The following is a 12,415-nucleotide window of genomic DNA, read 5'->3' on the forward strand; positions in this document are numbered from 1 at the left end:
GGCGAAGGGAATGCGATTGTATCCTACAACCGCTACTTTCCGGGAAGAGTGGCTCATGTGTTTATCGTTATGAATATATATTTATTGAACAGGATTCAGCGCCAGCAATGCTTCGGCAGGCGATGAAAGGTGTAATTTATAAATATAGGCTGTCTGCCCAACATGTATTTCATACTCATTTTTCTCGAAGGCGCTGATCAGATCTTCTGCTACGACTGACGGAGGTATACCGTGCTCACCACCAATCTCTTGAGAAAAATCGGTGTTTACCAGTGGCGGCATCAATTCAAAAACTTTTACAGGAGTGTTTTTCTCCAGGCTCAGGCGCAGCGACTGTGAGTATGAATGCAGGGCCGCTTTGCTTGCACCGTAGGTAGCCAGTTTATGGTTAGGCACAAAAGCAACTATAGACGATACATTTACTATAGCGGCTTCTGGCTGCTTCTTCAACAAGGGTAATAATTTTTCATTTAAGCGAATGATGGAAAGATAGTTCGTCAGCATCTCTTCGCTGGCTTTTCCAAATGCGTCATCACCATCCGAGAGGCTATGTACATATGCAGCACCGGCATTGTTCACCACTACATTGAGTGACGGAAACTCGGCATATAGTTTCTTTACCAGTTGCTCAACATCTTTGGCGTTGGAAACATCGCTTACGATGGTTGTTACATTCGGTATCTGTGCGGCCGCGCGTTGAAGGCGATCGGCACTTCTTCCGGTTATAATTACTTTGTTGCCTTTGCTGGCAAATTGTTTTGCCACTTCAAAACCGATACCAGCACTGCCGCCTGTTATCAGAATGGTGTTTTGTGTTGTTTTCATATTAAGGTTCTATTAAATGTGTCCTATTTTCATACCGATCGGTATGTTATTAGATAAAAAAATCCTACAAATCATTAATCATGTTTTCAACAGACTTCATCACTGTTTTGAGGAACGCTATTTTGCCTGTCACTTTGCTGATCATTACAGCTCCTTCAATAGTCGCTACCATCGTGAGTGCTGTTTCTTCCGGATCGATGGAGCCGGTAAACTCTCCTTCTCTTATACCTTTCCGGATCAATCCCACAACAGTATCTTTCCAGGCTATCACCGCTGCACTGGCTCTCTTGCGCAGTTCCGGGTGTGTATCGTCTGCATCGATCGCTGTATTTAATATAGGACATCCTCCAGCGGGAAAGGGATGATCCAATACATGTTTACCATACACTTTAACATACGCCATAAGCCGTTCGCGCGAAGAACTATACCGGCTCATTTCTGTATTGACAATCGTATTAACTGTTTTCAGATTATAATCAAAAACAGCCAGGGCTACATCATCTTTACTGGTAAAATTGCTATAGATACTTCCCTTGGTTAGTCCGGTTGCCTCTTCTATATCGGTAAGCGAAGTGCCCGCAAAGCCTTTTTTGTTAAATACAGAAGCCGTCTTCTCGATAATCAGTGCTTTGGTTAATTCAGCTTTTGGCATACGACTATTTTTTAGGATAATTTCATACCGATCGGTATAATTTAACTAACGCGACAATTCATCGCAAAGTTTAGGATAGGATAGTTTTTTTTGAAAAAAATTAAAAAGGCCTTCTCCCGCCTGGAGAAAGCCTGACTTCTGTTGCTGCAGAAATTTTAAAATCTTAGTTACGATCCCAGAATGGAGGCGGAGCAATACCTAACGAGCGAAGGTATACATACGCCTGTCCGCGATGGTGTATTTCGTTGTCGATCCAATAGAATACAACAAAGTGGAGCGGAGCCTCATACTGTCCGAAGGCTACATCTATTTCCTGGAAGCGGTGAGGCGGAATCTGCGGCCATAGTTCATTGATCTTATCGGTTGTTTCATCCCAAAGGCGAAGTACTTCTGCGCGGGTAGAAGGTGCACGTTTAGAAAAGAGTGCATTGGCTTCTTCACCTGTTACCCATTTGCCTGTGATGAGTCCCTCCAGTCCGGGAACAGCCATGCCCAGCATCTCCATTACCAATTCAGAGAAAGGGCGCATTCCTCCAATAGAATAGGAAAAGAATTTATCTTCGGGAAACGCCTCAATCATTCTGCGCGTAACTCTGCGGTGACCTTGCCAATGTTCCAAAAGATTTTCGGGTGTAATAACAACCGCTACCTGTTCTCCTGATTCAATCGCATTGTTTTTCATATACTTATGGGTTTGTGTTTAGAACTATCGTGTATTGACAGTTCAAAGTAAATTCACCTGTATGACAACCGTATGTCAGTATCCTAAAGGGGAGGTATAAATTTTCTTTATTAAAGTGTGTCACAACACAGGAATGATTCCAACTTCTGAGGCATTCGGTGTGTCAGTAGAATCAGCAATCCTATACCAGGCATGAATTTATATAACATTACCACCTTTTGAGTGATTGAACACTCATCTTTGAAAGCCATCTTATTTATACCTTTGAACTGCCAAACCCTGACTACTTATCTATAACCTCACATCATGGCTACAACGCAGTCGGCAGTCCGTTTTTTTAAAGACATCAGATTCTGGATCCTGTTCTTCTTTCTCCTTCGCATGTATGGCATTACCTTTCCTCCTTTGGAAGTTGGCCATAACTGGCGCCAGACCGATGGACTAATGATCGCCCGTAACTTTTATGAGCGTGATGCCAATATCTTTTACCCCACCGTAGATGTAGCAGGAGAAAAATCAGGAATTGTAGGATGCGAATTCCCATTGCTCAATTATATAGTATATCTGGTCGCTGCCGTTTTTGGGTATGAGCACTGGTATGGACGCCTCGTGGTTTTACTGTTTTCATCTATAGGTGTATTCTTCTTTCATCGGATACTGCGTAAATACTTTGGAGAATCCGTAGCCTTCAATGCGGCCATTATATTGCTGGTATCTTTCTGGTTCTCGCACTCGCGAAAAAATATACCCGACATCTTTGCCGTGTCGCTCTGTATAACCGGTTTATACTACGCCCTTGCTTACCTGGAAGAGGGAAAGTGGTATCGCCTGGCTATATATTTTATACTGGCACTTGCTGGCTGCCTTGCCAAGGTTACTGCAGCCAGCGTTCTGTCGGTATTGCTGATACCTTTCTTGAATAAAGAAAATCCTGCAACAAGAAAGGTTACACTTGGCTTATTCTCTTGCGCTATACTGGCGGGTATATATGGGTGGTATCTGGTATGGATTCCGTATCTGAACGAGACTTATGGTTTTGGCGATCACTTCTCCATGGGCACTTCGTTTATGGAGGGAGCAAAATCATTTATAGGGAGCTTCCCCAAAGTATCGAAGCGGTTTTATGATACGGCCATGAAATATACCGGCTTCGCAGCCTTTTTGGCCGGCCTTTTCTTTTTGATCCGAAAAAAACAATGGATAGCCTTTGCAGCATTTCTTCTTCCATTTTTATCCTTTATGCTGGTATTGATCAAAACAGGCAACAGCATTATTGGGGATACATACTATATTCTGACAGTAATTCCCTGTATGGCGTTTGTAGCCGGCTATGGATTGGCACAAATACCTAACAAGAAAGTTATAGCGGCTGCCCTGGTCATTATTGCTATTGAAGGTATAGCTGACCAGATCTACGATTTCCGCGTGCGCCAACCGAATAAATCCCTGGAAGAACTGGAGACGATCATGGATGGCATATCCAAACGTGATGATCTTATTGCCATCAACAGCGATGTTCATAATCCTACCGCGATGTACTTCGCCCACAGACGCGGCTGGACTGTAACGAACGACTTCCTATCGCACGAAGAGAATATACAGGATATGCACGCAAAAGGATGTAAATTTATAGTGATTGCTAAAGAGCAATACGGTGACATCTCGCTGGCATTCCCCAAAGTACACGAGTCACAGTATTTCAAAATATATAAGCTCAATTGATCCCTTATCCGCTACGATTAAAATATACCCCTGATGCCACAGCTTATAACCAAAAAGATCTCCGTTGTTATACCTGTCTTCAATGAAGCATCCAATATAGAGGCTCTTTATAGAGAACTAATCACTGTATTCGCTACTATCCGTTACGCGTATGAATTTATTTTTGTAGATGATGGAAGTACCGATGAGTCGCTTGCAGTAATAAAGAAATTATCGCAGATCAACGAACATGTCTTTTACATTGAGCTGTCGCGAAACTTTGGACATCAATATGCCCTGAAAGCCGGCCTTGATCTTTCCAATGGAGATTGCGCTATATCGATGGACTGCGACCTGCAACATCCACCGGAAGTTATACTATCGCTCATCGCCAAATGGGAAGAAGGTTTTGATGTAGTATATACCTGCCGGGAGGAAGACAAAAAGTTACCGTGGCTGAAACGCAAGACTTCCAAATTTTTCTATACGCTGCTTAACCGTTTATCAGATATACAACTGGAGCATGGCACTGCCGATTTTCGGTTGATGAATCGGAATGTGCTCAATGCTTTTACCTATCTCAACGAAAATGAATTTTTTATTCGCGGGTTGATCAAGTGGGCAGGGTTTCGTCAAACAGCAATTAAGTATACTCCGCGCGAACGCCACTCCGGAGATAGTAAGTATAACCTCAAGAAGATGCTATCGTTCGCCTTGCGGGGTATAACGTCTTTCAGCGTTAAGCCTTTACAGATGATCGCTTACCTCGGACTCGGATTGTTTATGATATCACTGATCCTTATACCGTATGCGCTGGTAAGTTACTTATTGGGTGAAGTTGTTTCCGGCTGGACCTCCATTATGATCTCGATCATATTCTTTGGCAGCTTGCAATTATTAATGATGGGCATCATCGGTATCTACATCAGCAAGCTGGTGATCCAGTCAAAGCAACGCCCCCTATATTTTATTCGCGAAACAAATTACGATCGTACTACACACCAAAGCCAAATTGTTATTAAAGGATGAAAACCGTTCTGCTTTCTTTTGATATAGAGGAGTTTGATATGCCGCTCGAGTATGAGCGAAATATAGTGTTCGAGCAACAGATACGGGTATCTGCTACAGGTACAGAAACTATATTGAATATTCTGCAACAACATCAGATACCAGCTACATTTTTTAGCACGGTAGTGTTTGCCTCTCATGCCAAAGATCTGATACAACGTATTAATAACGAGGGGCACGAGCTTGCTTCGCACGGATATTTTCATTCGGCATTTGAAACAAAACACTTGCTTCAGTCAAGGGTAGAACTGGAAAGAATTTCAGGTAAGCCGGTAACAGGTTTTCGCATGGCACGCATGATGCCGGTAGATGATGATGCAATTGAGCAAGCAGGGTATACCTACAACTCATCACTCAACCCGGTATATCTTCCAGGGCGGTATAATAACTTCTTCAAGCCGCGTACGCTGTTCAAAACAAAATCGCTTCTTCAGTTACCAGCATCAGCAACTCCTGTTATCCGCTTTCCACTCTTCTGGCTTTCGTTTCATAATCTTCCACTATGGCTATATAAATCCGCCTGCGCGCGAACTATACATCGCGATGGCTATCTGAATATATACTTTCATCCCTGGGAGTTTACTGACCTTACCAGGGCGGAATACAACTTCCCTAAATTTGTATCGAAGAATACAGGTGAGCAGATGATAGTCCGATTCAACACATGGATTGCATGGATGAAAGATCAAGGCTATACATTTAGTACTATTTCAGATTTTCTTGCCGGGAAGAAATAAGACAGCCTTGATTGGCTAAATAATCTACTCAACAATAGCCACTGCTGCATTTTTCTTACTAACCTCAACACATCCTCTCTATTGCCATGATATATAGTGGAAAGAATCTGCTATATGTCCCTGTCTCTCATTTGAAAATATAATCATTCGTCTATCTTCGTAACCCGATTACCGGTAATTATAACTGAATAGCAGACATTCGTTAAACTTTAATTATACACTTAAACCCCTCGATGTATGTACAAAAAAACGACTATCCTCATTTTACTTTTCGCACTTGTTACCACGGTTGGCTTAATCGCACAACCTGCCAGCCGACAAGTTCCCAAGCAATGGACTAATGGCGGCTACCTGGAATATCTGCCTGCTGGCTACGACTCCACTTCTTCGCAGTTATACCCAACCATTATCTTTCTGCACGGATCTGGTGAAAGAGGTACAGGTACTGCTGCCGATTTACAAAAACTCGTAAACAATGGCCCTCCAAAAATGATCAACAACGGTCACAACATGTGTTTCACAGTCGGAGGTGTAACGGAGTGCTTCATTGTTCTTTCACCACAAACCAATCAATGGGACTTTGTTGGTGTAGGTGCTCCGTTTGCACGCTGGGCAAAGGCACACTATAAAATTGATCCCAACAGACTATATGTTACAGGCTTAAGCATGGGCGGCCGCGGAAGCTGGACTGCCGGAGCCGAAATGACTGCCGGAGAAACGTTGTTCAGCGCTATGGTACCTGTAGCAGCTAACGGAAGCTCCGCGTATGGCACAGCCGCTGAAGCCAACAACATTCGTGTGTGGGCTATACATGGCGACAAGGATACAACGATACCTCTATCGGACGGGAAGATTCCGTTGGATGCTATGGTAAAGCTCAAGGCAGACCCAGCCCCTATATTAACAATCGATCCGGGTTCCGATCATGGTAAAACCTACGAACGTGCTTATCGCACCGATCACTCGGTATATAATCCCAACCTGTACGAATGGTTTCTTTCACTCAACAGACTTGTTGTAAACAATCCGCCTACGGTTACCGGCTCGGATCAGCTTATAACCTGGCCCGTAAACAGTACAACGTTAACAGCAACTGCGTCTGATCCGGATGCAGGCGATGCTATCACTTCATACTACTGGTATAAAAAGAATGGAGGCACATTGGCCCTTGCTGATTTTAAGAATTTTACAACGGCTAATCTGAGCCTCACCAATCTTCAACCTGGCACACATGCATTTATACTGTTGGCCGTAAATAATAAAGGACAGCATGCGTATGATGATGTGACGCTCGTGGTAAATCAAATACCCGTTGTTAATGCCGGAACCGACCAGGTTGTTACACTGCCCACCACAACAGCAACGCTCACCGCCACGGCATCTGATCCTAATCCGGGTGGTTCTATAAAGTCGTATCTATGGACGAAAGTAAGCGGACCTTCAGTAACCATTACCAATACCACCAAGGCAACAGCCAATTTATCGCAACTCGTAGCAGGCACCTATATATTTGAAGTAAAGGTTACTGATAATAATAACGCTATCGCTACAGACCAGGTACAGGTAACCGTAACAGCTGCCAACACGCCTCCTGCGGTTAATGCCGGTACTGATGTTACTCTTCATTTACCCAGCAACACTACTTCCTTAACAGCAACGGCTACTGACAGTGACGGAACGATAGCTGAATATCTTTGGGAGAAAGTAAGCGGGCCATCCACAGCAACTCTGGCCGGCACCACTACAACTACATTAACCCTTTCTGACCTGGTGGCAGGCACCTATATATTTCGTATTACTGTAAAAGATAATCTTAACGCAACAGCGTCAGACGAAGTACAGGTAATTGTAAACACACCACCGGTTGTTAGTGCCGGGGCAGACCAGTTCATTACTTTACCCACCAGCACCGCTACACTAAATGGTACTGCTACAGATGCCGATGATGCTATAGCCAGCTACTTGTGGACATTGGTAAGCGGACCTGCCGGAGCAACATTGAATGGCGTTATAACGGCATCGCTATCCGTTAGTGGACTCACGGAAGGTATATATACTTTCAGACTCACTGTAACGGATTCGCGCGGTGCTTCTGCCTTTGATGAAGCAGTTGTAACCGTAACGTCACCACAGCAGCCTGTGGTGGTGTTTCGTGTAAACAATGGCGGGTTGGAGATTACTGATCCTGAACTGAATTGGGGAATGGATAAAGAAGGCACTGATCCAACCAGGCGTTCTCCTTATCTGGACATTACGCGTGCTACCTATACCACTGGCAGCAACACATGGACCGGCACAAACACAACAGGAGCACCAAACAATGTATTTGGAGGAAATCGATATGCCACAACGGTTGGGCCACTGATCTGGCACTTTCCTACCGGCAACGGACTGTTTAAAGTAAAATTATTCTTTGCCGAGAAAGGAGGCACAGGCGCTGTGAACGGAGCAGGACAACGCGTATTCGATGTGAATGCAGAAGGTATACTTGCATTTGATGACGTAGATATATATGCTGAAGCAGGTATGGCCGCGATGAAACGCGAAACGGATGTAACCGTAACAGACGGAACACTTGATCTTGAATTTATACGTAACATCAATAATCCGCAGGTTAATGGTATTGAGATTGTGCGACTATCGGGAGCAGGTGCGCGAGTTGCCGGCAATATTCAAACGGAGAAAGCCGCTTCAGAAATAGAGCTGTATAGCAACAAGTCTGTTTATGCATATCCGAATCCTATAGCACGCACTACATTTATTCAATTCAGGAATCCACAAAGTGGTGCGGTTGTATTGAAAGTAGCTGGCAACGCTGGCAATACAGTGAAGGAGATTCAGGTAAATGCTGATAACACAACGATTATACCCCTCGATCTGCCAATAGAAACCATGGCCAGCGGGCTATATTTACTGGAAGTAAAAACCACATCCGGTCGCAAGGTGATCAAGCTATTCAATCCTTAAGAGAAGAACATAGATATATATCATAATGAAAGAGGCTGTACATTTGCAGCCTCTTCTTATTTGTTGGCCATAAAAAACTGGAGCAATAAAGCGGCTAACTCGATCATTGACGTAGTCGCAAAGATATCAAGCTCCTGCCGGATAATATACTCTGAGTAGAAAGCAGGATCGTATAATGGAGACTGCGGTGCATATACCGGCACGCATTGCAACAAGTGATATTGCGCATCGCGAACATCGAATATAATAATAGGGTTAAGCGTATCGTCTGATTGTTCCGGAAAATGCATCATTAACGGAAAGTCGAACAAGCCGGCATCTTTCAGCTCGGGGAAAAGACCTGCATCAAAAAATTCATACTTCACAACTTTACCCTGTAATCCGGAAGATACCAACAATTGCTGCAGGGCCGTTAACCGTTGAAGCATTACCTGGTAAGGATCATTCTCCGAAGAGAATTTGCTTATCGATAGCCATTGATCTGAACTCACCTGTAAAAATTCCAGCGCAGGTTTACCAATCGATAATTTATAATCGAAGGCCGGATAGCCCGGAACAAAATATCCGGGATAGAAATATTGCATCTGCCGTTCGCGACAATACGCGATTTTTTGATAGATGATATATTTACCCAGGCTATATTTCCTATAATCCGGATCATATACCGATACTATACCGGCTGCACTCTTGTGGCCGAGATCAAAGAATCCAACGGCTATAAGTTTATCGTCATCGAATACTGCTACCTCGTACGTGTTATAAATATTTCTGGATGTTGTTTCCAGGAAGAGAAGTTGTGTGAGCGATGCCATGGGTTCAAAAGGCAACTGCTCCTTATAACGGATATATAAATTTTCCTTTTCAACAGTGATATTTGCCGGCTGAATAACCGTTTTGAAACCGGCATTCCTTTTTATGATTTTCACCAGGCTGCTATCTTCCGAAAACTTATCCAGCACAACGCGCAGCCACAACGCACTATAGAATTGATTTTTAAAATGAACAAAGTTGGTAGTAAAGATATTCTGCCGCATGCGAAACCAGCCTCGTTCCAGGTAGGCATCCAGTTGTGCTGGTGTGAGTGATTCAGGACTTTCAACTTGGGCGAACATACTTCTATTAAAATCTCATGCCGTAACTCGGCAGATATAAACACAACTCCAAAGAAATGTTTTCCTGTAGTAATTTAAAAGTTGAAAATATATTTATCGTACTATAAACCGTGATATTTATACTTCCGGCTTACCGGACTATGACCCCAAGAAAGCAGACTGAATTCTGGAAATGATTTGGTCAAACGATGGAACTATAAATTTTCATCACGACAGGGAGCCTGGAAAAAATTTGACATCAGAAGTATTGCCTTCCTGAACACATTATCTTATCTTCAGGATTGTTAAGAGTGCCCATCTGTTCTTTCGTTATAAAAACCGAGAGACGGATGGGCAGCATTTTATAGCCTATAGATTTGGTCCTTACGTTTCTATAACAATGACTCTATAGGTAAGTGATCACCTATATACTCTCCATAATGTACTTTGGAAAGTTTTCCATCTTTATCAATCACAAATTCTGCCGGGATAGTGGTGGTGTGGCCATCCTGAGAAATAGATTTCTTATATAGCTTTTTACCCTGTGTGGCTTTTTCGATCAAGCCATGAAACAGGCTTTTGAAGAATTTACCGAGCGATTGTCCTACACCATATTGATTATATAGTTTGTTATCCGGATCAGCAATGAAATGGAATGGATACGTATTTTCTCCGAGGTATTCTCTCATCTTTTCAAGACTTGATTCGTACACCAGAAGCACGGCTATATTTTGAGCCATAAAATCATCGGCATGTTTTAATAACTGATGTACCTGTAGATTACAAACGGGGCATCCTGCATTTCTTTGAAACGCGAGGTATACTTTTTGTCCTTTCAGGTTCTTTAGCTGAACAGGCTGACCATATATATCGGTCATTTTAAAATCGGGCGCCTGCTGATTGATTGATAGTTTCATGCTGGTAATAATTTATATCAGGGTATAATACCAGCGCCATGTAGCCAATCACCCGCTATACCTCAATATTTTTCCGTGCCTGCTCCAGGCATTTATACTTCTGATTATCGAACGTATGGGTATTCTTATAGCCCATCGCTTCCATGAGCTTTTCGCGGGTAGCCCCACTTAAAAATGTCCGGGTTAAAAAGATTACGCAGTGACGAGAAATCTTGCTGAAGGTGCGCTCCAACATGTTACGCTGCTCACGTTGTGCTTCTTTCTGCTCCCACTCGGCAAGCGTCATGTCTTCCAGTTCTACTTCGGGTTTTAATGCTGCCACACGTTTTGCTTCGCGCAGTCGCTTCAGCCAGATATTAGAACCAACGGCAATAATATAGGTCTTGATGGATGACGTGAGAACAAAATCTTTCTTCGGAACCTTATCGAGCAACACCAGAATTGTTTCCTGAAAAACATCCTGCGCATCGGCTGCAGTACCGCTGTTACTTTTTACAAAACGTTCAATCGCAGGATAATAGAAGGTATACAACAACTCGTAAGCCGCGTTGTTGCGTTTCTTCAGATCGGATACTACCTGGTTCTCGTCCATTGTTTTACTATATAATACCGGCCGCGCTTTCCCAATCACCCGACAACCCGAAATTTATTTTTCGGAAAATCAACCAGCATCGTATAATAATGAATACGAAGAAGATAACGTTCCTTATCCCTTTACTTTTTTACAGCTTTGCCTGAGCCGGTGGACGTAACCCGCACCACGGGTGGATTGCCCTTGTAATTAACATTGCCCATGGAATAGATAAAAGCATTCAACACTTTTGTGGCATTCACTTCAGCATCAAACGCATTTTGCGAATTGATATAGGTGCTATCGGTAATAAAATCGTAGCCTTTAAAAGATACGGCATTGGTCAGCGTGAGATTCAAGTAATTTGCAGAGCCCGACAATTTATAGCTGCCGGTGTTAACCGCATTAATGCCTAGCGCCCCTATATGTACATCATTAAACTTTACCGATCCTGCGTGCAGGTACATGATCAAGGTGTCCATCACCAGTGTTCCTGAATTTTCCACGCTGCAGGCATTGCACCAAAGGTCTATATTTCGCACGGCAATGGTCATGCTGCCACCGGGCGAATTGATAGAAAGCTGGCCATTGCTCACATTATAATAAGAATCACTCATGGAAGTAGAGATAACTTTGTTATCTACACCCTGAATAAAATTAAACGTAACGCCTCCGTTGGAACTAATGTGATTGAATGGCCCGAGCGCTTTGGCCGGGGATTCTTCCAAATTGCAGGATACTGCACCCGATAAAGCCGCAAACATCAGAATAAAACCCGTGTACTTCATAGACGCAAATTTCCGAATATATACCTGTATCTACAGCTGGCGGGCATGAAGCTTTCTTTCAGATGTAGGTTTCTATATTATTTATACAGAAACACCGTGATCACGTCCAGCGAAAGCTTTCGTAGGGAATGCTATATTCATCCAGGAGTTTTTGTATGTCAGAAAAACTAGAATTTGTGTTATACCGGCTGGCCAATGTTTGCAAAAGCTTCTGTTTGTTACCAGGCCCGATACTCAACAACATCATCAGTTTGTCAACGCTAACTGCCGGTAATGTCATCGAATATTCATAATCCGAATCGCCCCAATATTCTTTTACACGTTTGCCAATATCATAGCCATCAATGATCAGCTTGTCTCCGTCAAACCTCGCTTCTATCGTTACCTTAATATCGTCATCTTTATATTGATACAGC

12 protein-coding genes are annotated in these 12,415 nt (G+C 43.2%); 4 read left to right on the top strand and 8 right to left on the bottom strand.

The features are described from left to right. Positions 1-81: 81 nt before the first annotated feature. The 3 genes from VIN08_RS26625 to VIN08_RS26635 form a co-directional block, all read right to left on the bottom strand. Positions 82-825 (bottom strand): SDR family oxidoreductase, encoded by a 744-nt coding sequence (locus VIN08_RS26625; protein ID WP_331972292.1) that lies wholly within the window; start codon positions 823-825, stop codon positions 82-84. Between the two features lie 64 nt (positions 826-889). Next, positions 890-1,477 carry a TetR/AcrR family transcriptional regulator gene (locus VIN08_RS26630; RefSeq protein ID WP_331972295.1) on the bottom strand — a complete coding sequence of 196 codons (588 nt, stop codon included), beginning with the start codon at positions 1,475-1,477 and terminating at the stop codon, positions 890-892. Positions 1,478-1,640: 163 nt separating this feature from the next. Next, the gene (locus VIN08_RS26635) at positions 1,641-2,159 is read right to left on the bottom strand and encodes a DinB family protein (protein ID WP_331972298.1); all 519 of its coding nucleotides are present in this window, start codon (positions 2,157-2,159) and stop codon (positions 1,641-1,643) included. Positions 2,160-2,465: 306 nt separating this feature from the next. On the opposite strand from VIN08_RS26635, the gene VIN08_RS26640 reads away from it, so the two are divergent. The 4 genes from VIN08_RS26640 to VIN08_RS26655 all read left to right on the top strand — a co-directional run bounded on the left by VIN08_RS26640 (position 2,466) and on the right by VIN08_RS26655 (position 8,632). Next, a complete protein-coding gene (locus tag VIN08_RS26640) occupies positions 2,466-3,881 on the top strand; it encodes an ArnT family glycosyltransferase (RefSeq protein WP_331972301.1) in 1,416 nt (471 codons plus the stop codon). A gap of 33 nt (positions 3,882-3,914) precedes the next feature. Next, positions 3,915-4,889 carry a glycosyltransferase family 2 protein gene (locus tag VIN08_RS26645; protein WP_331972304.1) on the top strand — a complete coding sequence of 325 codons (975 nt, stop codon included), beginning with the start codon at positions 3,915-3,917 and terminating at the stop codon, positions 4,887-4,889. After that, positions 4,886-5,665 (top strand): polysaccharide deacetylase family protein, encoded by a 780-nt coding sequence (locus tag VIN08_RS26650; RefSeq protein ID WP_331972307.1) that lies wholly within the window; start codon positions 4,886-4,888, stop codon positions 5,663-5,665. The genes VIN08_RS26645 and VIN08_RS26650 overlap by 4 nt, the downstream gene beginning before the upstream one ends. A 237-nt stretch (positions 5,666-5,902) precedes the next feature. Continuing rightward, complete coding sequence (locus VIN08_RS26655) at positions 5,903-8,632, top strand: PKD domain-containing protein (protein ID WP_331972310.1); 2,730 nt, start codon at positions 5,903-5,905, stop codon at positions 8,630-8,632. Positions 8,633-8,688: 56 nt separating this feature from the next. Here the strand turns inward: VIN08_RS26655 and VIN08_RS26660 are convergent, their stop codons facing one another. From VIN08_RS26660 to VIN08_RS26680, 5 genes are all read right to left on the bottom strand, one after another. Continuing rightward, positions 8,689-9,744 (bottom strand): GNAT family N-acetyltransferase, encoded by a 1,056-nt coding sequence (locus VIN08_RS26660; RefSeq protein ID WP_331972313.1) that lies wholly within the window; start codon positions 9,742-9,744, stop codon positions 8,689-8,691. A gap of 371 nt (positions 9,745-10,115) precedes the next feature. Next, positions 10,116-10,640: a peroxiredoxin-like family protein gene (locus VIN08_RS26665; protein ID WP_331972316.1), complete on the bottom strand. Its 525-nt coding sequence runs from the start codon at positions 10,638-10,640 to the stop codon at positions 10,116-10,118. A gap of 55 nt (positions 10,641-10,695) precedes the next feature. Next, positions 10,696-11,232 carry a sigma-70 family RNA polymerase sigma factor gene (locus VIN08_RS26670; protein WP_331972319.1) on the bottom strand — a complete coding sequence of 179 codons (537 nt, stop codon included), beginning with the start codon at positions 11,230-11,232 and terminating at the stop codon, positions 10,696-10,698. A gap of 122 nt (positions 11,233-11,354) precedes the next feature. Then, positions 11,355-11,999: a GIN domain-containing protein gene (locus VIN08_RS26675; protein WP_331972322.1), complete on the bottom strand. Its 645-nt coding sequence runs from the start codon at positions 11,997-11,999 to the stop codon at positions 11,355-11,357. Positions 12,000-12,099: 100 nt separating this feature from the next. After that, positions 12,100-12,415: hypothetical protein (locus VIN08_RS26680; protein WP_331972325.1), on the bottom strand; the 316-nt coding region annotated here is incomplete at its 5' end.

Origin of the sequence: Ohtaekwangia sp., assembly GCF_036568665.1 — a bacterium.
Classification (GTDB): domain Bacteria; phylum Bacteroidota; class Bacteroidia; order Cytophagales; family Cyclobacteriaceae; genus Ohtaekwangia.